This window comes from Mycobacterium sp. FW102-FHT13B02, from assembly GCF_058790275.1.
Genome location: NZ_JBYTCM010000015.1, coordinates 39,344 through 60,477 on the forward strand (window position 1 = coordinate 39,344; position 21,134 = coordinate 60,477).

General features: G+C 66.4%; 15 protein-coding genes and 1 pseudogene. 1 reads left to right on the forward strand and 15 read right to left on the reverse strand.

Annotation, left to right across the window (positions count from 1 at the left end):
• Positions 1-33: 33 nt before the first annotated feature.
• From AC3WTE_RS22365 to AC3WTE_RS22435, 15 genes and pseudogenes are all read right to left on the reverse strand, one after another.
• Complete coding sequence (locus tag AC3WTE_RS22365; protein ID WP_459369075.1) at positions 34-411, reverse strand: DUF4233 domain-containing protein; 378 nt, start codon at positions 409-411, stop codon at positions 34-36.
• On the reverse strand, positions 408-1,892 hold the full coding sequence (folC, locus tag AC3WTE_RS22370; protein ID WP_492441016.1) for a bifunctional tetrahydrofolate synthase/dihydrofolate synthase: 1,485 nt from the start codon (positions 1,890-1,892) through the stop codon (positions 408-410). Before folC ends, AC3WTE_RS22365 begins: the two co-directional genes overlap by 4 nt.
• The gene (locus tag AC3WTE_RS22375; protein ID WP_492441017.1) at positions 1,889-4,552 is read right to left on the reverse strand and encodes a valine--tRNA ligase; all 2,664 of its coding nucleotides are present in this window, start codon (positions 4,550-4,552) and stop codon (positions 1,889-1,891) included. The genes folC and AC3WTE_RS22375 overlap by 4 nt, the downstream gene beginning before the upstream one ends.
• 288 nt (positions 4,553-4,840) lie before the next feature.
• A complete protein-coding gene (locus tag AC3WTE_RS22380; RefSeq protein ID WP_492441019.1) occupies positions 4,841-6,100 on the reverse strand; it encodes a saccharopine dehydrogenase family protein in 1,260 nt (419 codons plus the stop codon).
• A 90-nt stretch (positions 6,101-6,190) separates the two neighbouring features.
• Complete coding sequence (locus AC3WTE_RS22385) at positions 6,191-8,176, reverse strand: S9 family peptidase (protein ID WP_492441021.1); 1,986 nt, start codon at positions 8,174-8,176, stop codon at positions 6,191-6,193.
• 40 nt (positions 8,177-8,216) lie between these two features.
• A complete protein-coding gene (locus tag AC3WTE_RS22390; protein ID WP_492441023.1) occupies positions 8,217-9,029 on the reverse strand; it encodes an alpha/beta fold hydrolase in 813 nt (270 codons plus the stop codon).
• A 130-nt stretch (positions 9,030-9,159) separates the two neighbouring features.
• A pseudogene (locus AC3WTE_RS22395) lies at positions 9,160-9,384 on the reverse strand (transglycosylase family protein); the annotation flags it as partial.
• A 966-nt stretch (positions 9,385-10,350) separates the two neighbouring features.
• Complete coding sequence (gene mobA, locus AC3WTE_RS22400; RefSeq protein WP_492441025.1) at positions 10,351-10,929, reverse strand: molybdenum cofactor guanylyltransferase; 579 nt, start codon at positions 10,927-10,929, stop codon at positions 10,351-10,353.
• A gap of 16 nt (positions 10,930-10,945) precedes the next feature.
• Complete coding sequence (locus tag AC3WTE_RS22405) at positions 10,946-12,028, reverse strand: 2-oxoacid:ferredoxin oxidoreductase subunit beta (protein WP_492441027.1); 1,083 nt, start codon at positions 12,026-12,028, stop codon at positions 10,946-10,948.
• A complete protein-coding gene (locus AC3WTE_RS22410; protein WP_492441029.1) occupies positions 12,025-13,959 on the reverse strand; it encodes a 2-oxoacid:acceptor oxidoreductase subunit alpha in 1,935 nt (644 codons plus the stop codon). Before AC3WTE_RS22410 ends, AC3WTE_RS22405 begins: the two co-directional genes overlap by 4 nt.
• Before the next feature lie 384 nt (positions 13,960-14,343).
• Complete coding sequence (locus AC3WTE_RS22415; protein WP_459369064.1) at positions 14,344-14,496, reverse strand: hypothetical protein; 153 nt, start codon at positions 14,494-14,496, stop codon at positions 14,344-14,346.
• A 125-nt stretch (positions 14,497-14,621) separates the two neighbouring features.
• Positions 14,622-15,398, reverse strand: coding sequence for a sulfite exporter TauE/SafE family protein (locus AC3WTE_RS22420; protein WP_492441031.1), 777 nt, complete (start codon positions 15,396-15,398; stop codon positions 14,622-14,624).
• Positions 15,399-15,466: 68 nt separating this feature from the next.
• Entirely contained in the window at positions 15,467-15,829 is a 363-nt protein-coding gene (trxA, locus tag AC3WTE_RS22425) for a thioredoxin (RefSeq protein ID WP_492441033.1), read from the reverse strand.
• A gap of 34 nt (positions 15,830-15,863) precedes the next feature.
• Positions 15,864-17,066 carry an NAD(P)/FAD-dependent oxidoreductase gene (locus AC3WTE_RS22430; protein WP_492441034.1) on the reverse strand — a complete coding sequence of 401 codons (1,203 nt, stop codon included), beginning with the start codon at positions 17,064-17,066 and terminating at the stop codon, positions 15,864-15,866.
• Between the two features lie 32 nt (positions 17,067-17,098).
• Positions 17,099-18,478, reverse strand: a complete 1,380-nt coding sequence (locus tag AC3WTE_RS22435) for an MBL fold metallo-hydrolase (protein ID WP_492441036.1) — start codon at positions 18,476-18,478, stop codon at positions 17,099-17,101.
• 323 nt (positions 18,479-18,801) lie between these two features.
• Between AC3WTE_RS22435 and AC3WTE_RS22440 the strand changes: the two genes are divergently transcribed.
• Positions 18,802-21,129 carry an FdhF/YdeP family oxidoreductase gene (locus tag AC3WTE_RS22440; protein ID WP_492441038.1) on the forward strand — a complete coding sequence of 776 codons (2,328 nt, stop codon included), beginning with the start codon at positions 18,802-18,804 and terminating at the stop codon, positions 21,127-21,129.
• Positions 21,130-21,134 lie beyond the last annotated feature (5 nt).

A 21,134-nucleotide genomic window follows, 5' to 3' on the forward strand; every position in this document is an offset into this window, starting at 1 on the left:
GTCAGTAACCGAATCCAGCGATTCGGGCGGAAATCACTGCTGGCCAGGCAGCAGACCGCGGTCCTGGCGGCGCTTGACCTCGGACCGCAGATAGAAGATCAGTACCCAGACGAGCAGGAAAATGATGCCGACCACGCCGATGGTCACGTCGATGAACGCACCGAGGATCAGCACGAACTGAATCCCGATGTTGGCCCACAGCGCCCAGGACCGGCCCTGCATCCCGGACAGCAGGGCCAGCACGATCGCCATGCCGATGAGGTAGCCGCTGCTGAGCGGCGTCAGGCCGCCGTGGAACACCGACACCACCGGCAGCGCCAGCAGCACCACGATGACTTCCAGGATCAGCGTGCCGGCCATCACGCCGCGGAAACTCCGCCACGGGTCGGGCTGCTGGTTAGGGGTGCTCACGCCGGGTCCTTTCCGAACAGGGTGCGGGCCGCTCCGGCTGTCACGACCGAACCGGTGATCACCATGCCCGCCCCGGAGAGGCCGTCGGACGAGCCGTAATCGTTGCCCGACTCCTCGACCAACGCTGTCGCCGCCTCGATGGCGTCGGGCAGCGTCGGCGCGGTGATCACCCGCTCCGGGCCGAAGGTTTCCTCTGCGAGGGATGCCAGCGTTTCGGTGTCCATGGCCCGCGGCGACCCGTTGTGGGTCACCACCAGCAGGTCGAAAGCCGGCTCGAGCGCGGTCAGGATGCCGGCCACGTCCTTGTCCGCCATGACGGAGATGACGCCGACCAGGAACCGGAATTCGAATTCCGTCTGGAGCGCGTCGGCGAGCGCCGCAGCCCCGGCGGGATTATGCGCCGCGTCGATGAATACCGTTGGGGCACTGCGCATCCGCTCCAGGCGACCAGGATTGGTCACCGAGGCGAAGCCGGCGCGCACGGTGTCGACGTCGAGTTGACGGTCGGCGCCGGCGCCGAAGAACGCCTCGACCGCGGCAAGCGCCAGGGCAGCGTTGTGTGCCTGATGTTCACCGTGCAGCGGCAGGAAGATGTCGGTGTAGACGCCGCCGAGCCCCTGTAGCTCCAGGAGCTGCCCACCGACGGCGACCTGCCGGCCACGGACGGCGAACTCGGAGTCCTCGCGGGCGACGGCGGCATCGGCCGTGACCGCCTGGGCCATCAGCACTTCCATGGCCTCAGGCACCTGACGGGCGATCACCGCGACGGTGCTGGGGTCGGTGCCGGCAGGCACCAGGTCCGCCTGCTGACGGGCGATGATGCCGGCCTTCTCCCCCGCGATCGCGGCGATGGTGTCACCGAGAAAGTCGGTGTGGTCCAGGCCGATCGGGGTGATGACGGCAACCGGGGCGTCGACGACGTTGGTGGCATCCCAGCGCCCGCCCAGCCCGGTCTCGATGACCGCGACGTCCACCGGCGCATCGGCGAACGCGGCGAACGCCATGGCGGTGAGCACCTCGAACTTGCTCATCTTCGGGCCCGGCTCCCCCAGTTCGCCGGCCAGCTCGCCGGCCTGAGACTGGCGGTCGACGATCTCGATGAACGGTTCGATCTCGGTGTAGGTCGCGACGTATTGCGCTGGGCTGATGGGCTTTCCGTCGATCGCGATGCGCTCGGTGGCGGCCTGCAGGTGCGGGCTGGTGGTCCGGCCGGTGCGACGGCTGAACGCGGTCAGCAGCGCATCGATCATCCGGGTGACCGAGGTCTTGCCGTTGGTGCCGGCCACGTGAATGCTCGGGTAGCCGCGTTGCGGCGAGCCGAGCATCTCCAGCAGCGCCTCGATGCGCACCGTGCTCGGCTCGATCTTCGTCTCCGGCCACCGCTGGTCGAGCAGATACTCGACCTGCAGCAGCTCGGCGATCTCGTCGGGCGTCGGCGCCGCACCAGCGGCGCCATCGAACCGGGGCTGCGGTTCCGTCATCGCAGACCGGCCAGCCGGGCGTTGATCCGGTCGACCTCTTCGGTGGCCAGCTGCTGGCGGGCCCGGATCTTGGCGACGACGTCCTCGGGCGCCTTGGCCAGGAACGCCTCGTTACCCAATTTGCCTGCGGTCTGGGCGAGTTCCTTCTGAGCGGCGGCCAGGTCCTTCTCCAGCCGGCGCCGCTCTGCGGCGACGTCGACCGTGCCCGAGGTGTCGACCTCGACGACGACCGTGCCCTTCGACAGCCGGACCTCCACTGCCGCGGAGGGGTTGAAGTCGGCAGCCGGCTCAGTCAGCCAGGCCAGCGACGTCACCGAGGCGACCTGGGCGTCGAGGTCGGCCTCGCTGATGCCCACGAGGCGCGCGGGCACCTTCTGCCGGTCATTGAGGCCCTGGTCGCTGCGGAACCGGCGGACCTCGGTGATGAGCTTCTGCATGTCGGTGATGCGCTCAGCGGAAACCTGGTCGAGCGCGACACCGGATGCCTGCGGCCACTGCGCGATGACGACCGACTCGCCGCCCGTCAGCGACTTCCACAGCGCCTCGGTGACGAAGGGCATCACCGGGTGCAGCAGCTTGAGCAGCACGTCCAGCACCGCGGCCAGCACGGCCTTGGTGTGCTCGGCGCGCGAACCACCTTCGAACAGTTGAGCTTTCGCGAGCTCGAGGTACCAGTCACAGAACTCGTCCCACGCGAAGTGATACAGCGACTCGCAGGCGCGGCTGAACTGATAAGTGTCGAGCGAGTCATCTACGTCGACACGCACCTCTTCGAGCCGGCCCAGAATCCAGCGGTCGGCGTCGGTGAGCTCGGACGCGTCCGGCAGCGCGGCGGGAGCCGCCCCGTTCATCATCGCGAAACGTGTTGCGTTGAACAGCTTCGTCGCGAAGTTGCGGGATGCGCGGGCGTGGTCCTCGCCGATCGACAGGTCGCCGCCGGGGCTGGCGCCACGGGCCAGGGTGAAACGCAGCGCGTCTGCGCCGAACATCTCCACCCAGTCCAGCGGGTCGATGCCATTGCCCTTGGACTTGCTCATCTTCTGTCCGAACTGATCCCGGATCAGGCCGTGCAGGAAGACATTCTCGAACGGCACCTTGGCGCCTTGCAGCACCGGGTCGTCGGCCACGAAGGTGCCGAACATCATCATCCGGGCCACCCAGAAGAACAGGATGTCGTAGCCGGTGACCAGAACCGTTGTCGGATAGAACTTCTCGAGCTCCGGTGTCTTGTCCGGCCAGCCCATGGTGGAGAACGGCCACAGCGCCGACGAGAACCAGGTGTCCAGCACGTCGGGGTCCTGCTCCCAGCCGGCCGGCGGCTCCTCGTCCGGGCCGACGCAGACGGTCTCGCCGTCCGGGCCGTGCCAGATCGGGATGCGGTGTCCCCACCAGAGCTGCCGCGAGATACACCAGTCGTGCATGTCGTCGACCCAGGCGAACCAGCGCGGTTCCAGGCTGGCCGGATGAATCACGGTGTCACCCGAACGCACGGCGGCTCCAGCGTTTCGGGCGAGCGATTCCACCTTGACCCACCACTGCATGGACAGCCGCGGCTCGATGGCCTCGCCACTGCGCTCGGAGTGCCCGACGCTGTGCAGGTAGGGCCGCTTCTCGGCGACGATCCGGCCCTCGGCGGCCAGCTTCTCGCGCACCTTGACGCGGGCCTCGAAGCGGTCCATGCCGTCGAATTCGGTTCCGGTACCGGCGATCGCGCCCTTGGTGTCCAAGATGGTCGGCATCGCCAGGTTGTGCCGCAGGCCGATCTCGAAGTCGTTCGGATCGTGCGCGGGCGTGACTTTGACTGCGCCGGTGCCGAATTCGGGGTCCACATGCTTGTCGGCCACGATGATGATGTCGCGGTCGAGGAAGGGGTGCGGCAGCGTGCTGCCGACCAGCGCGCGGTAGCGCTCGTCCTCGGGATGCACCGCGATGGCGGTGTCACCGAGCATGGTCTCGAGTCGCGTGGTGGCCACCACGATGTGGGGTTCCGCGTCGTTCATCGAGCCGTACCGGAACGACACCAGTTCGCCCTCGACGTCGTCGTACTTCACCTCGAGGTCGGAGATGGCGGTCTGAAGCACCGGCGACCAGTTGACCAGCCGCTCGGCGCGGTAGATGAGCCCGGCGTCGAACAGCCGCTTGAAGATGGTGCGGACGGCGCGCGACAGGCCTTCGTCCATGGTGAACCGGTCCCGGCTCCAGTCGACACCGTCGCCCAGGCGACGCATCTGGCCGCCGATGGTGCCGCCGGACTCGCGCTTCCATTCCCAGACCTTCTCGACGAAGCCCTCGCGGCCGAAGTCCTCCTTGGTCTTGCCCTCGGCGGCGAGCTGCTTTTCCACCAGGGTCTGGGTGGCGATACCGGCGTGGTCCATGCCGGGCAACCACAACACCTCGTAACCCTGCATGCGCTTGCGCCGGGTCAGCGCGTCCATCAGGGTGTGGTCGAGCGCGTGGCCCATGTGCAGGCTGCCCGTGACGTTCGGCGGCGGCAACACGATGGAGTACGGCGGCTTGTCGCTGGTCGGGTCGGCGGTGAAGTACCCGGCGTCAACCCAGCCCTGGTACATGTCAGCTTCTACCGCGCTGGGATCCCACGATTTGGGCAGGGAATCGGCCGCATTCACGGTCGTGGGATCAGGCGTATCGCTGGCAGTCACCGGCCAATTCTAGGTAAGCGCCGCGACCTGACGTAAACGCGCCCGACAAGCGGCACATTTCCGGCCGCGGGAGAACTACCTGCGGTTGCCGAACAACCCGCCCAGGACGCTGCCGAGCACGCCGCCGGCGCCCTGGTTGCCACCGCCGCCGAGGACGCTGCCCAGCGGGTGGTCTCCGAGACCAGCCATGGCTTCCCACCCCATGTCCCCCGGATGTGTGTGAAACCTCGCCGCCGACACTAGCCGGGTCGGCGACGAGGCACAGCACTTCCGCGCTGGCTGCGCGAATCAGCGCCCCAGCGCTTCGGTTTCGAACGTGACGCCGGCGGCCGGCAGCCGGGTGAGGAGCACGTCGCCCATGGCGGCGGCCGGGGTCAGGACGCCCTTCAGATCCGAAAGCCGGTCGCGGTCGAGCGCCAGCGCCAGGCCGCACTCCCCCAGCAGCACCGCGGTGGCCTTGTAGCCCGGGTCGCCCTGCTGAGCCATGACGGAGCGGTACCGGGCGCCACTGGTGGTCCGGGTGTATGTCTCGACGCGGTAGTGGCCGCGGTCGCGGGCCTGCTCGCTGGGCCCGGTGCCCGGCTTCGGTACGACGCGGTCGATGAGGCCGCGGGGCAGCTTGTTGAAGAAGCGACTACCGAGGTTCATCACGGCGGCGTTGACCGCGGTACCCAGCGCCGAGGCGACAGGAGCGATGGGCGACGACCCCAGGCTCATGTGCTCCGAGTACCGGAACCGGCGGCCGTAGTCCCAGTCCAGCAGCGCATTGGTGCGCCGCACGATGCGCGTGTTCGCGACCGCCATGACGAAGGCGCCGGTCCAGGTGCCGGCGAGCTCCGGCGCGATGTCCCGACCGCGACGCCACGGGGTATCGGACTGGTGGCCCATTTCCGGCTCGGCGGCGCGATCTGTGGTCAGCGTGTAGGGGTCCATCATGGTCCGGCGCAGCTCCTCGTCGCCGGACGTCAGCGAGAACAGCTCGAGCATGGAGGCGACGGTGCCGCCCGAGACGCCACCGGAGAAGCCACGCAGCACATAGTCGGTGTCGGTGAGCTCCCCGGCTCCGTCGGCCTGAGCCGCCTTGTACAGCGCGTAGACGGTGAGATCCGAAGGGATGGAATCGAATCCACAGGAGTGCACGATGCGGGCACCCGTGTCGGCGGCCTGTTTGTGGTACAGGTCGATGCTTTCCCGGATGAACAGGCTCTCCCCGGTGAGGTCGGCGTAGTCGGTGCCGGCCGCAGCGCACGCGGCCACCAGCGGCAGGCCGTATTTCAGGTACGGACCGACCGTGGTGACGACCACCCGGGTCCGGGCCGCCATCGCATCCAGGCTCTGCTGCGACGAGGCGTCGGCGTGGATCAGTCCCCAGCCCTGACCCGCTGCGCCGAGCGAGTCCCGGACCGCGGCCAGTTTGTCCATTGACCGGCCCGCCAGCGCGATCCGCGCCGCCCCCCCGTTCTCGGCCAGATATTGGGCGGTCAGCTTCCCGACGAAGCCGGTGGCGCCGTAGAGGACGATGTCGAATTCGCGCTGCGGTGCGGTCATGCTGCTCAACCTAGCCGTACGACGATCAAGCGGCGAGGAACGAGCCGCGATGTGGGGGTACCTCCCGCTTGCGGGGGCGAGTGCGGCAAATCAGACTAAGCCGAGGGTCTCCGGCAGGTCGACGTGTTCCTTGAGGACGTGCTCGGACAGGAACGCCGTCACCACCTGGTACCAGATCTTGGCGTGCTGCGGCGCGGCGATCCAGTGCCCTTCCGACGGGTAGTAGAGGTAGCGGTGCGCGGTGGTGCCGGTGTCGTCGGCGGGCAGCCCCGACCTGGTCAGCAGGTCGTTCCACAACCGAAGGCCTTCGCCGATCGGCACTCGATAGTCCTTGTCGCCGTGGATCACCAGCATCGGGGTCGTGATGTTCTCGACGTGCAGGTGCGGCGAATTGCGTTCGGCCATCTCGGGTGTCATCTCGCGGGCCCACCAGTAGGCGCCGTCGGTCGTCGGTCCGAATTGGTCCAGGGCCCACAGGCTGGCGTGGGTGACGATCGCGGCGAATCGGTCGGTGTGCCCGGCGATCCAGTTGGCCATGTAGCCGCCGAACGAGCCGCCCATCGCCGCGAGCCGGCCGGCGTCGATGCGCGGGTGGTCGCAGGCGGCGTCAACAGCAGCCATCAGGTCGGTGAACGGCGCGAAACCCCAAGCGCCCCAGCCACGTTGGACGAAGTCCTGGCCGTACCCGGTCGACAGCGCCGGGTCCGGCATCAGCACCGCGTAGCCGAGCGCGGTGAGCAGCCAGGGATTCCACCGCCAGTGCCAGGTGTTCCAGCTGCCCAGCGGTCCGCCGTGTACCCACAGCAGCAGCGGTGCCGGCGTGTCACCGGCGGGCAGTGTCAGCCAGGACCGAACGGGCATGCCGTCGTCCGTCGTTGCCGTCAACTCGACCAGCTCGCCTGGCAATTCGGGAAGTTCGACGCACGGTAGCACTGTCACGGCGCCGGAGGCGTCGACCCGGACCGGATGCGGCGGGGTCAGGTAACTGCTGCGCAGGGCATACAGCGCACCGCCTGCGACGGGGTGGATTTCGCCGTAGGCGAAGTCGTCGTGGGTCAATCGACTGACCGCTCCGCTCGCGGGGTCGACGGTGAAGATCGGCGCGCGGCCGTTGTCGTCGGCTGTCACCAGCAGCGTCGATCCGTCGTGCGACCACCGCACCGACGTCGGCCAGCGGTCCCACTGCGCGGTGAGCTCCACCGGCTCGCCACCGAAGACCTGGCGGCACAAGGTGATCCGCGGTGCTTGATTCGGCGTCGAATGCGTCTCGCGGAGGAACGCGACGGTGCTGCCGTCGGGCGAGATCGCGGGGCTGCCCAGGTCGGCATCGGGGTCGTCGGCGATCACGGTGCGCGCGCCGGTGCCGATGTCGATACGAACCAGGACACTGCGCAACGCCGCCCCCGGGGCGGCTATCTCCCACGACGCGACCGCGAAGGTCCCGTCGGCACTGATGTCGACGGCGGCTTCGTTCAACGCCATGCCGGGCTGCGGCGTGATGTCGTGAGCCGCACCGGATTCGACACGCAGCAGGTGCGCATGATCCGGTCCCAGGTCGTGATCCCAGTGCCGTACCGGGTAACCGGTGTGCAAGATGGCCGAGACCTTGTTGTCTTTGCGCAGGGTACGCAGTCGCTTGTCGTCGTCAGGCGTGGCGGCCGACGGGAGCATCGGCGCCGTCACCACCACGACATCAGCCGAACGGGCGGCGTGCACCGCGCTGACGCCGCCCGACAGCTCGAGAATCCGTTGTGCTTCACCGCCGTTCGCCGGTAAGCGCCACAGCGCCGCGGGCGGGTCGTCGTCGGCAGCGGTGGCTCGTGCCGCGACGAACAGCAGATCGCCGGCCGCGGTGAAGGCCGGCTGGGACTCCCCTTTGGCCCCGTACGTCAGCCTGCGCGCGTCGCGCTGCCCGTCCGGGTCGAGTTCCCAAGCTGCGGTGACAAATTCGTTGCCCTTGTCGGTCAGCTCACTGATCATCGTGACGACGCGACGGCCGTCGGGCGAGACCGCAAGCCCGGATACCCGGGGCAGGCGGAGGTAGGCATCGAGGTCATCGAACGGTGTCACGGCCATGCTCCGTTGTTAGCACATGACCGCTCGGCGCCTCACGCGATTATCGGCGGCGGTGGCTGTCGAGGAAGTCGTCGATGAGAGCGTTGACGGTGTCCGGCGCCTCATATGCCGCCAGATGACCGACCTGCTCCAAGACCACCAGTTCTGAGCCCGGAATCGCCGCGGCCATCCGGCGTACTTCGGCGACCGAAAAGCTCTCGTCTTCACGGCCGGCGACCACGAGAGTGGGAACGCCGATCCGACCGAACAACGCGTGCTGGTCCGGACGCCTGACCACGATGCTCTCCACCGCAAAGCTGGCGGACCGCGCGTTGTTGCGCTTGATCATTCCCACCAGTCCATCGACCAGGTCGGGCCGCTGCCGGCGGGTGGTCACCCCGAGGAAGCGCGGCACCACCGTCGATCGCACGAAAAGTGGGCGTCCGGCCAGTCGGGTCAGCCGGGCCGCCAGCGCGAGCTGCCGACGATCCCATCGGGGCCCCTCCGACGCGGTGCCGTTGAGCAACACGGCGCACCCGACCCGGTCCGGGAACATCGCAGAAATGGTGCCGCCGATCATGGCGCCCCACGAATTGCCCACCAGATGCGCCCACGGCAGCCCCAGCCCATCCAGCACATCGACATACGCCCGAGCACTCTCCTCGAAGGTGAAGGTGCCGCGCAGCGGCTGGCTGCGCCCCTGCCCGGGCGGGTCGATCGCGATCGTGGTGTAGCTGGCGGAGAAGTGGGCCACCTGCGCGACGTAGAGCGTGTGGTCGGTCAGCAGACTGGGCATCAGGAGGATCGGGTCACCGGAGCCGGTGACGTGGAGCTGCAGGGTGCCGAGGCTGGTCGCGATGTCATGCGTCGCCATGCCCCCATAGTTTCACCAAGTGCCAGACCGCCCTGGGCGGCTCCGACAACGACAGAGGGTGTCGGACCATCTGGTCCGACACCCTCTGTCGTCACGTTCGAGCGGTTGTGGCGCTCTTAGGCGCGGGGAGTTAGCCCCGACGGCCGCAGACCGGCCAGGCACCCATGCCCTGGCTGGCGCGCACGTTCTCGGCAACCCGGATCTGCTCTTCGCGACTGGCCGACGACGGCGAGCCGGAGCCGCCGTGGGCGTGCCAGGTGCCCATGGTGAACTGCAGGCCACCGTAGTAGCCGTTACCGGTGGCGATGCCCCAGTTACCACCGGATTCGCAAGCTGCAACGGCGTCCCAGTTGACACCGCTGTCCGCGTTCGCGGTACCGGTACCGATGACCATCGGGGCCACAGCAACTGCCCCGGCAACGGCAACCAGTCCAAGCGTTGTGCGGATGTTCTTCACTTCGTTCCTCTCGCCGAGCGCGCGCCATCCATCGCCCGCACATAGGCGGTGCGACTTGCTGCCTGCCAGGCAGGCGTAGGGGGCTGAATCGTGCCGTCTCGGTCAGACACGACAGCGGGGGCGGCTTGATCGGTCCGGGCTGAAGGCCGGCGGACGCTACGGGCAACAGGCCATCTGCTCTGGTGCCACCGCGATCCCGCTCACACGCAGGTTCATGGTTTTTTTCAGTTATTTGCTCTCTTCGAGCAGCGATAGGACCGTAGCAAGACTTCGGGCTTCTATGTCTAACCCATCGCGACCAGATAACAGCCAGATCACAACCGAACCTGTGAAGATCATAAGCAGGTCACAAGACGTATAAAGCTCCGCTAACAAATCACAGTTCGGCAACATTTCGTGATAGAGGTCACCATAAAATTGTGGCCTGGCGCACAAAATTCAATTCACATGAGTCACAGTCGTCGCAGGTCAGAAGCGCATTTCCGTGACACGGCACTAAACCTCTGGCGTGTCGCACTGTGAAATCAAGTTGCGCCGGCGCCTCAGTTCGCCGCCCACGCGGGTGCCGAACTGTGCCGGGATGGATCAGGCCGCTCGATACCGCCACTAATCAGGACTTTTCATCTCTACGACACGAACCGGTCGGGCACGGTTAAGCAACGTTCCACGGGGTGTGATCACCTAAATACGTTGTGCCACAAGATATTTGGAATTCAATCATTGGCCGGTCGGTAAATTGCCCGGAATTGCGTGGTTCTATTTGCATATTTGTTGCTAATTCCGCCGATAACGAGAAATGCAAATTCGCCGAACAGCGAGTAATTCAGGAATACGCTGCGCGGCCATGGACCTTTGCTGCGTTGCTCAGATGAAGTCGGTGGGGCTGTTGACGTTGACCAGGGCCCGCTGCCGGTCCATCACCACCCGCTGGGTGTCGGCGGTCTCGACCAGTGCCCGCATGCTGCGTCGCCCGTGGGCCACCAGCTCGTCGGCCCGGGTAGTCAGTGCGGTCCGGTAGATGCCGGCCAAATAGTGATCGCGGCCGTCCCAGGGCAGCACCACGTCGGCGTCCACGCGCGCCGCGTGCCGGGCGAGTTCATCGATCAGCTCGACTGTCAGATACGGCATGTCGACGGCACACACGAAGGCGCGGGCATAGCCGGCATCGGCCGCGGCCCGCAGCCCACGCGCAGTGGCCAGCAGGGGTCCGACGCCGGGCGTCGCGTCCCGCAGCACTTCAGCGTCCAGGTCGGGCAGCGCCTGGCCACGAGCGGCGATGACGAACACCCGCGCGCACCGGGATCGCAGGATCGCCACCACCTGCTCGACGAAGGTGATCTCCCCCACCGCTCCGCGGAACCGGACGGTGGCCTTATCTCGTCCCATCCGACGAGACGCCCCGCCGGCCAATACAACTGCGGCCAGCGGGGCGTCTTCGGTCAAAGCCAAAGCGTCGGAACTATTCGTCGACGGTCCAGGTGTCCTTGCCACGCAGCAAGGATTGCAGAGCGGCCGTGTCGTGCGCCTTGGAATCCATCGCCGACTTCACCTGCGCACGCGCTTCGTCGTCGTAGGTCGGCCGGTTCACCTGACGGAAGATGCCCATCACGGTGTGCTCGAGGTTCTGCTCCGACAGGCGCGACAGCGCGAATGCGTAGGCCGGGTCATCGATGTGCGCGTTGTGCACCACGATGTCACCGGGGTCGACATCACCGGTCTTGCCGATCTCCAGTCCGTAGCCGGACTTGGTCACGCAGTACTCGTTCTCCGCGCCGAAGGTGATCGGCTGGCCGTGCTGCAGGTTGATCAGCCGCTCCTCGGCGCCTTCCTTGCGCAGTGCGTCGAAGGAACCATCGTTGAAGATCGGGCAGTCCTGCAGGATCTCGACGATGGCAGCGCCGCGGTGCGCGGCCGCGGCCTTGAGTACCTCGGTCAGCCCCTTGCGGTCGGAGTCCAGCGCGCGGCCGACGAACGTGGCCTCGGCACCCAGCGCCAGCGACACCGGATTGAACGGCTGGTCCAGCGAACCCATCGGGGTCGACTTGGTGACCTTGCCGACCTCCGAGGTCGGCGAGTACTGGCCCTTGGTCAGACCATAGATCCGGTTGTTGAACAGCAGGATCGTGATGTTGATGTTGCGGCGCAGCGCGTGGATCAGGTGGTTACCACCGATCGACAGCGAGTCACCGTCACCGGTGACGACCCACACCGACAGGTCCGGACGCGCCAGCGCCAGGCCGGTCGCGATGGTCGGGGCACGACCGTGGATCGAGTGGAAGCCGTAAGTCTCCAGGTAGTACGGGAACCGGCTGGAGCAGCCGATGCCGCTGACGAACGCGATGTTCTCGCGGCGCAGGCCCAGCTCCGGCAGGAAGTTACGGATGGTGTTGAGGATGACGTAGTCACCGCAACCCGGGCACCAGCGCACCTCCTGGTCGCTGGTGAAGTCCTTGCCCTTCTGCGGCTGGTCCGTCGTCGGAACCAGGGCATTCTTGCCGAGGGCTTCGGTCAGTCCCAGATCAGCACCGATCAGATCCGTCATGCGTTTGCTCCCACACCGGTCTCCACGGTGGCGGCCGCCAACCGTGCGAACTTGGCCTTGTCAGTTTCCTTTTCGCGCAGCGATCCGTCCAGCGCCGCGCTGATGATGCCCTCGACCTCGTCGGCCAGGAACGCCATGCCCTCCACCTTGGTCACCGACTGCACGTCGACCAGGTACTTGCCGCGCAGCAGCAGCGCCAGCTGGCCGAGGTTCATCTCGGGCACGACGACCTTGTCGTACTTGCGCAGGACCTCTTCGAGGTTGGCCGGGAACGGGTTGAGGTGACGCAGCTGGGCGTGCGCGACCTTGACGCCGTTGCGACGGGCGCGGCGGCAGGCCTCACCGATGGGACCGTACGAGCTGCCCCAGCCGAGCATCAGCAACTCGGCTTCGCCGCTCGGGTCGTCGACCTCGAGGTCGGGGACCTTGATGCCGTCGATCTTGAGCTGGCGCAACCGGACCATGAGGTCGTGGTTCTTGGGCTCATAGGAGATGTTGCCGGAGCCGTTGGCTGCCTCCAGACCACCGATGCGGTGCTCCAGGCCGGCAGTGCCCGGGATGGCGAACTGGCGACCCAGCGTCTCGGGATCGCGCGCGTACGGCTGGAACGGCTCGCCGGCCTTGGCGAAGGTGTGCCGGATGGCCGGGTAGCTGGCGATGTCCGGGATGCGCCACGGCTCGGAGCCGTTGGCGATCGCGCCGTCGGACAGGATGATCACCGGGGTGTGATAGGTGATGGCGATCCGCGCCGCATCCACCGCGATGTCGAAGCAATCCGACGGCGAGGCGGGCGCCAGCACCGCGACGGGCGACTCGCCGTTGCGGCCGTAGAGCGCCTGCAGCAGGTCGGCCTGCTCGGTCTTGGTCGGCAGACCGGTGGACGGGCCACCGCGCTGCACGTCGATGACGATGAGCGGCAGCTCGGTCATCACCGCGAGGCCGATGGCCTCGGACTTCAGCGAGACGCCGGGACCCGAGGTGCTGGTCACGCCCAGCGCACCGCCGTACGAGGCACCGATGGCCGCGCCGATGCCGGCGATCTCGTCCTCGGCCTGGAAGGTCAGGACATTGAAGTTCTTGTGCTTGGACAGCTCGTGCAGGATGTCGCTGGCCGGCGTGATCGGGTAGGTGCCGAGCACCACCTGGATGTCACCCAGCTGGCCGGCGGCGACGATGCCGTACGCCATGGCCGTGTTGCCGGAGATCTGACGGTATTCACCGGACTTGAGCTTGGCCGGGGCCACCTCGTAGGTGGTGCCGAAGGCCTCGGTGGTCTCGCCGTAGTTCCAGCCGGCCTTGAGCGCCAGCACGTTGGCCTCGGCGATTTCGGGCTTGCGGGCGAACTTTTCGCGGATGAAGGCCTCGCTGTGCTCCAGCTCGCGGCCGTACATCCAGGACAGCAGGCCGAGCCCGAACATGTTCTTGGCGCGCTGACCGTCCTTCTTGGTCGCGCCGATGGCCTCGACCGCGGCCAGGGTCAGCGTGGTCATCGCGACGGGGATGACGACGAACTCGGACAGTTCGTCGTTCTCCAGCGGGTTCTCCTCGTACCCGACCTTGGCCAGGTTGCGCTTGGTGAACTCATCGGAGTTGGCGATGATCATGCCGCCGCGCGGCAGGTCGGCGACGTTGGCCTTGAGCGCGGCCGGGTTCATGGCGACCAGCACGTCGGGGCGGTCACCGGCGGTGAGGATGTCGTAATCCGCGATCTGGATCTGGAACGACGACACACCGGGCAGCGTGCCCTGTGGTGCGCGGATCTCGGCGGGGTAGTTCGGCTGCGTCGCAAGATCATTGCCGAAGAGCGCGGCTTCCGAAGTGAACCGGTCACCGGTCAGCTGCATACCGTCACCGGAGTCACCAGCGAAGCGGATGACGACCTTCTCGAGCTTCTGCCGCGAGGTGCCGTTGTCGCCGTCGTTAAGACCCACGACGCCTGCCTTTCACACTCTGTTTCGACAGTCCGTCGCACCGTTCCCGGAGACGCCGCAGGGCGTGCTCACGATCGCCAGCTCGGCGCCGCCAAAATTTTGATGTCACTGCTAGTACCGATTATTGCACTTCTCTTAGGGTGGGCTGACCCAGACGCGCCGATGACGGCTGGGTTGCGACCCGATGAATGCGCAGGTCCATGACTTGACAGGTGTTCACACCGATCAATTATGTGGCATTGGTCACGTCCGATGACCGAGTATTCCTAAGAAATCGGTTACTCGCCGGTAGCCGTCGGCACCAGCGCTAGGAGATGGCCGCCGGCGTCATCCGGCGCCCCTCGCGCCGCTGCGGAAAGCGCAGGTGACGCAAGCAATTGGGCGTCAGTCCGGTTCGCCGTCCGGACGGGTGTCCATACGGCGGCCGTGCCACCGCAGGCGGAGCAACATCAGCTGCCGGTGCGCCCGGAACCCCAACGCCAGCGGGTCGGCCCAGGCGCGGCGACCCGGCGTACCACGACCGGTATCGGTATCCATACCGCCATTGTCCAGATGCTGCGCAACCGTGCACGTCCCGCGATGGGGCGCCAACATGTCGGTTCGGTGAAGATTCGCGACATCATCCGGCGGCCCGGGTGTTAACGGCAACGCACTCGCGGCGGCTACCAGATCGCGACCACGGTGTCGACAAGGACATACGCGGCGACGGCGAAGACGAGATAGGCGAACCAATGCTGCAGCCGCCGCGTGTCGAGCCGGGTGCCCCGGTGGCCGGCGATCAACGAACCGACGATCGCCGTGCCGACGAACGCCGCGGCGATGGTCCAGTCGATGCTGGTGCCGCTCAGATGAGAAAGGAGACCCGCCACCGAGTTCGCGACGATGATGAGGAGCGAGGTACCGATCGCCACGGGCATCTCCACCCCGAGCATCAACACCAGCGCCGGAATGATGAGAAAGCCGCCACCGACACCGAAGAGTCCGGTGAGCACGCCGACGAGGAAGCCCGCAGGAATCGACCTGGAGGCACAGCGGCGCCAGTTGATTCCCGAATCGCCCACTTTGCAGGCGGTACCGGTGCCGCCGTTGTCCCGCAGCATCCGGAATCCGGCCAGCACCATCACCACCGCGAAGCCGACGAGGAGGGCGGGCTGAGGCAGGTGGCGGCCGATGGCGCTACCGACGAACGTTGCCGGGATGCCGGCGGCCGAGAAGATGGCGGCCAACCGCCACTGGACGTGCCCGGCACGAATCTTCGGCATCGCACCGACCGCCGACGCGATGCCGACGACCAACAGCGACAACGGAATTGCCTGCTCGATCCCCAGCCCCAGCACATAGACCAGCGCCGGCACCGCCAGGATGGACCCGCCTCCGCCGAGCAGGCCGAGCAGGACGCCAATGACGGCGCCCAAGCCAAGGGCGAGAACGATATTCACGGAACTTCACTCTCCTCGAGCGGAACGGCGGGTCGCGTCGTCGCGCACGGCGCGCGACGACATTTCGGTCAGTGCGTCTTGCCCGCGATTTGGGCCCGCACGTCGGCCATGTCGAGTTCCTTGACCCGGGTGATCAGATCCTCGAGGGCCGCAGCCGGCATCGCACCGGGCTGGCGGTACACGAGGACGCCGTCGCGGAATGCCATGATCGTTGGGATCGCCTGGATTTCGAGAGCGGCGGCAAGCTGCTGCTGCGCTTCGGTGTCAACTTTTGCGTGCACCACGTCGGGGTGCGATTGCGCGGACCGATCGAAAACCGGAGCAAAGGCACGGCAAGGGCCGCACCACGATGCCCAGAAATCGATGAGGACAATGGGATTTTCGGTGATGGTCGCCTGGAAGTCGGCGGCGGTCACAGTCTTGGTGGTCATTGCGATTTCCTTTCGTGGGTGAGCAACAACGTTGCTAGGCAAGGCCTTTCAGCATGAGATTCCAATACATGAACGGCAGCCCGTACTTCTTCAGGTACCAATACGCCCGGTGTGGGATGGTTGGGTCGAGCAGCGGGAACGAGGGTTCCAGATTGAGTTCGTAGTCGAATTCGGCGAGCAGCATCGCGTGCGATGACGTGACGATCGGGCACGACGAGTAGCCGTCGTACGACGCCCGCAGCGGCCGGCCTTTCAGGAAGGAGTCGATGTTCTCGACCACCACCGGGGCCTGCTTGCGGATGGCGGCGCCGGTCTTCGAGTTCGGCGAGGAACCGGCGTCGCCGAGACCGAAGACGTTGGGATACCGCACGTGCTGCATGGTGTGCTTGTCGATGTCGACGTAGCCCATAGCGTCGCCCGTCGACAGCGCGCTGCGTTTGATCCAGTCCGGTGCGGACTGCCGCGGCACGGCATGCAGTACGTCGTAGGGCAGCATGGTGTCGGTCCCACCCGCCCCGACGCTGGTGACGCCGACCTTGTGTGACGCCGCGTCGACCAGGGTCACCTCGGAGTTGGTGTGCAAGGTGATGCCGTAGTCGGCGATCACCTTGTCGAGACTGTCCGCGATCGCCGGAATCCCGAAGGGCCGCGCGCCCGGCATGACGAGGTGGACGTCGATGTCCTTGAGCACACCCTGCGACCGCCAGTAGTCGGCAGCCAGATAGGCGATCTTCTGTGGAGCTCCGGCACACTTGATGGCTCCGGACGGGACGGTGAAGACCGCGGTACCCGACCGCAGGTTTCGGATGAAATCCCACGTCCGCGGCGCGAGGTCGAATCGGTAGTTCGACGAAACGCCGTCCCGGCCCAGGGTCTGGGCCAACCCCTCGGTGCGATCCCAATCGAGTTGGATACCCGGGCAGACCACGAGCGCGTCGTATTCGTAGGTGGCGCCGTCGGCGCAGGTCACCGTGTTCGCGTCGGGGTCGAAAGCGCTCGCGGCGTTCCTGATCCACGTCGCGCCCTTGGGCATCACCGAGGATTCGGCGCGCTCGGTCTCGGCGGCCTGCGCCTGTCCGCCGCCGACCAGAGTCCACAACGGTTGGTAGTAATGCTTGTCCGAGGGTTCGATGACCGCGACGTCGGTGTAACCCTTGCGCAGCAGCCGGGCCGCGACCGTGATGCCGGCGGTTCCGCCGCCGACGATCACGATCTGATGCTTGGCAGTGATGGTCATATCTGTGATATCTCCGATCTTCAGGCGTTTCTTCAGGCGTTCTCGACGGCTTCTGCCCAGGCGCCATAACCGCCCAAGATGTCACTCACGTCGTTGAATCCGTTCCGCCGCAACAGGCTTGCTGCGACGGACGAGCGGTACCCACCGGCGCAATAGACGACGGTCGGTTTGGCGGGGTCCAGCTCACCCAGCCGAGTGGGCAACTGCCCCACCGGGATGCCGATGGCGTTCGGGATGGTCCCGGCCGCAACCTCACCGGGGTTGCGGACATCGACGATCTGCAGGTTCGGCAGCTCGGCGGCCCTTTCGCCAAAGGCTTTGGCGGTCAGCCTCGACGCCACCTGGACATCGCCCTGATGGTCGACCAGTGCCCCGTACGGCTCGGCCACGTAGCCGATCACCCGGTCGAAGCCGATCCGGGCGAGCCGGTTCTTGCCCTCGAGCTCTTCACCTGGTTCGGTGAACAGCACGATGTCGACATCGGACGGCAGAACCGAGCCGGCGAACTCGGCGTAACGACCTTGCAAGCCGATGTTGACCGCACCACGCAGGTGGCCCAGCGCGAATTCTTCGGGACCGCGCCCGTCCACCAGGACGGCGCCGTCGTCGATCGCCGCGCGGGCCTGCTCGTAGGTCATCGCCGCCGGCATCTTGGTCTCGTCCAGCAGCTCACGGTCCTTGCGGTTGAGAATCGCGTCGTACACGAAATAGCCCGGCGCGGGCGGCTGCCCCTCCGTGACGAGATTCATGAACGAGGTCTTGTCGGCGGCCCGCAGCGCGTAGTTCGTCGCCTTTTGATCACCGATCGTCGACCACAGGTCCGTCGACAGATTCTTGCCGCACGCCGACCCGGCGCCATGTGCCGGGTACACCCGAGTCGCATCGGGCAGCGTCATCAGTTTGTTGTGCAGTGACTCATAGAGCTTGTCCGCCAGTTCCTCTCGGCTGAAGCCGATCGAGGCCAGCAGGTCGGGACGACCCACATCGCCGATGAACAGCGTGTCGCCGGTCATGACGCCGTAGGGCGTCTGGTCATCCGCGTGCTCGTAAACCACCACGCTCATCGATTCGGGGGTGTGCCCGGGGGTATGCCGGAACTCCAGCGTCACGTCGCCCAGCGAGTACCGCTCACCGTCGGCGACACCCATCGACTCGAACTCGGTCTCGGCGACCGACGAGTAGACGATCTTGGCCCCGGTGGCCTTCGCCAGCTCCAGGTGCCCGGAGAGGAAGTCCGCGTGAAAGTGGGTCTCGATGACCAGTTCGATGGTGAGCCCAAGCTCTTTGGCATCAGCGACATATCCGGCCACGTCGCGCTGCGGGTCCACGACGACTGCGCGTCCGGTGGTTTCGTCACCGATCAGGTAGGACGCGTGCGACAGGCAATCCAGGTAGTACTGCTGCAGGATCATCTCCGGCTTCTTTCTCCTCGTTGGGTAGCACCACTCTGAGCTATACCCCTACGGGTATATCAATTACCCCCGGGGGTATCTTATTCCAATCCCGATGAATACGGGTGGGGGTATTGCTCACATCACTTTGAACAATACCCCCTCCCGTATATTCAGCTAGAGGCTTAGGTCCTCGGGGGCCGCGGCCGTCTGCCGGCGATACCCGGGGTGGCGGGCGCCGTAGCACCGGCGATAGGCGCCGCCTATCACGGCATCTGAAATGCCGATGGCTCCCGCCCCGCTTCCACCCCGGGATCACCGATTACGGGGATTAGATTGGCAAGATGACCAGGGTCAGAGACGGCCACGATGTTGACGCCACCTACGACGAACACGCCGTAAAGGTCACCAACGCCGAACACGAAGCCGCCGGCGTAACGGCCGTGATGGTCAGCATGCAGCGCGGACTTCGGCAGATGGGGCCGCTGCGCACCGCGGAGACGCTCAGCAGGATCAACCAGCGGCACGGGTTCGACTGCCCGGGCTGCGCCTGGCCGGAGGAACACGGCGGCCGCAAGCTCGCCGAGTTCTGCGAAAACGGCGCCAAGGCCGTGGCCGAGGAAGCCACGCTGCGCCGCGTCACCCCGGAATTCTTCGCCCGGCATTCGGTGGCCGACCTCGCCGACCGGCCCGAGTACTGGTTGTCCCAGCAAGGCCGGCTCACCCACCCCATGGTGCTGGCACCCGGGGACACCCACTACCGCCCGATCGACTGGGACGACGCCTACGCGTTGATCGCCTGGGAATTGACGGCCCTCAGCAGCCCCGACGAGGCGTTGTTCTACACCTCCGGCCGCACCAGCAACGAGGCCGCATTCCTGTACCAATTGCTCGCGCGCAGTTACGGCACCAACAACCTGCCGGACTGCTCGAATATGTGCCACGAGTCGTCAGGCACCGCCCTCGTCGAATCGATCGGCATCGGCAAGGGTTCGGTCACCGTCGATGACGTCATCCACGCCGACTGCATCGTCATCGCCGGACAGAACCCGGGCACCAACCATCCCCGCATGCTGTCGGTGCTGGAGAAGGCCAAAGCGGGCGGCGCCAGGATCATCGCCATCAACCCGCTCCCCGAGGCCGGGCTGATGCGATTCAAGGATCCACAGAAAGTGCACGGCGTCGTCGGCCACGGGGTGCCCATCGCCGACGAGTTCGTGCAGATCCGCATCGGTGGCGACATGGCCTTGTTCGCCGGGCTGGGCCGGCTGCTGCTGGAAGCCCAGGATGCTGCACCGTCCGGGCGCATAATCGACGGCGACTTCATCGCGGCACACTGCGCCGGCTTCGAGGAATACGAAACCCGCACCCGCACAATCGACCTGGACACCGTCACCGAGGCCAGCGGGATCAGCCGTGAACAGCTGCACCGGGTCGCCGACGCGCTGATCCGGTCCGAGCGCACCATCATCTGCTGGGCCATGGGCCTGACCCAGCACACCCACGCGGTGGCCACCATCGGCGAGGCCACCAACCTCCTGCTCATGCGCGGCATGATCGGAAAACCCGGAGCGGGAGTGTGTCCCGTGCGCGGACACTCCAACGTCCAGGGCGACCGGACCATGGGCATCTGGGAGAAGATGCCCGAAGAGTTCCTGGCCGCCCTCGACGCCCGCTTCGGGATCACATCCCCGCGCAAGCACGGCCATGACACCGTGGACGCGATCCGCGCCATGCGCGACGGACACGCCAAAGTGTTCGTCGGGATGGGCGGCAACTTCGTCTCCGCCACCCCCGACACCGACGTGACCGCCGCGGCGATGCGCAATTGCGCGCTGACGGTGCAGATTTCGACGAAACTCAACCGAAGTCATCTGGTGCACGGCCGCACCGCGCTGATCCTGCCAACGCTCGGCCGCACCGACAAGGATTTCCAGGCCGGCGGCAAGCAGCTGGTGTCGGTGGAGGATTCGATGTCGATGGTGCACCTGTCACGCGGCGGGCTGACCCCGCCCAGCGACTGCGTGCGCAGCGAGGTCGCCATCGTCTGCCAACTGGGCCGCACGCTGCTGGGCCCCGACCACCCCGTGCCCTGGGAATCCTTCAACGCCGACTACGACGGCATCCGTGACGCCATCGCCGACGTCGTCCCCGGATGTACCGACTACAACACCCGAGTCCGCCAACCTGACGGCTTCCAACTGCCGCACCCACCCCGGGATTCTCGCGAATTCCCCACGCACACAGGCAAAGCCAACTTCTCGGCCGAACCTGTCGAATGGGTGCCGGTACCCGAAGGCCGGCTGGTGCTCCAGACGCTGCGCAGCCACGACCAGTACAACACCACCATCTACGGCCTGGACGACCGCTACCGCGGCGTCAAGGGCGGCCGGCGGGTGGTGTTCGTCAACCCGGCCGACATCGCTGCGTTGGGTCTGCAAGACGGCAGCCGTGTCGACCTGGTGTCCGAATTCGACGGCCAAGAGCGCCGCGCGAAAGACTTTCTGGTGGTGCCCTATTCGACGCCTGTCGGTAATGCCGCGGCCTACTACCCGGAGACCAATCCGTTGATCCCACTGGACCACACCGCCCGAAAGTCCAATACCCCGGTATCCAAGGCAGTGGTGATCAAGCTTGCCCCGGGGGTCGAGCGCAGCGAGCGGGGGATCTGACCAGC

Bases quoted from the DNA above. Each gene is read 5' to 3' on its own strand.
- AC3WTE_RS22415 (WP_459369064.1), bottom strand. From the start codon at position 14,496: ATGGATACCGATACCGGTCGTGGTACGCCGGGTCGCCGCGCCTGGGCC.
- AC3WTE_RS22440 (WP_492441038.1), top strand. From the start codon at position 18,802: ATGACCAGGGTCAGAGACGGCCACGATGTTGACGCCACCTACGACGAA.
- AC3WTE_RS22430 (WP_492441034.1), bottom strand. From the start codon at position 17,066: ATGACCATCACTGCCAAGCATCAGATCGTGATCGTCGGCGGCGGAACC.
- trxA (WP_492441033.1), bottom strand. From the start codon at position 15,829: ATGACCACCAAGACTGTGACCGCCGCCGACTTCCAGGCGACCATCACC.
- AC3WTE_RS22385 (WP_492441021.1), bottom strand. From the start codon at position 8,176: ATGGCCGTGACACCGTTCGATGACCTCGATGCCTACCTCCGCCTGCCC.
- AC3WTE_RS22380 (WP_492441019.1), bottom strand. From the start codon at position 6,100: ATGACCGCACCGCAGCGCGAATTCGACATCGTCCTCTACGGCGCCACC.
- AC3WTE_RS22405 (WP_492441027.1), bottom strand. From the start codon at position 12,028: ATGACGGATCTGATCGGTGCTGATCTGGGACTGACCGAAGCCCTCGGC.
- folC (WP_492441016.1), bottom strand. From the start codon at position 1,892: ATGACGGAACCGCAGCCCCGGTTCGATGGCGCCGCTGGTGCGGCGCCG.
- AC3WTE_RS22390 (WP_492441023.1), bottom strand. From the start codon at position 9,029: ATGGCGACGCATGACATCGCGACCAGCCTCGGCACCCTGCAGCTCCAC.
- AC3WTE_RS22435 (WP_492441036.1), bottom strand. From the start codon at position 18,478: ATGATCCTGCAGCAGTACTACCTGGATTGCCTGTCGCACGCGTCCTAC.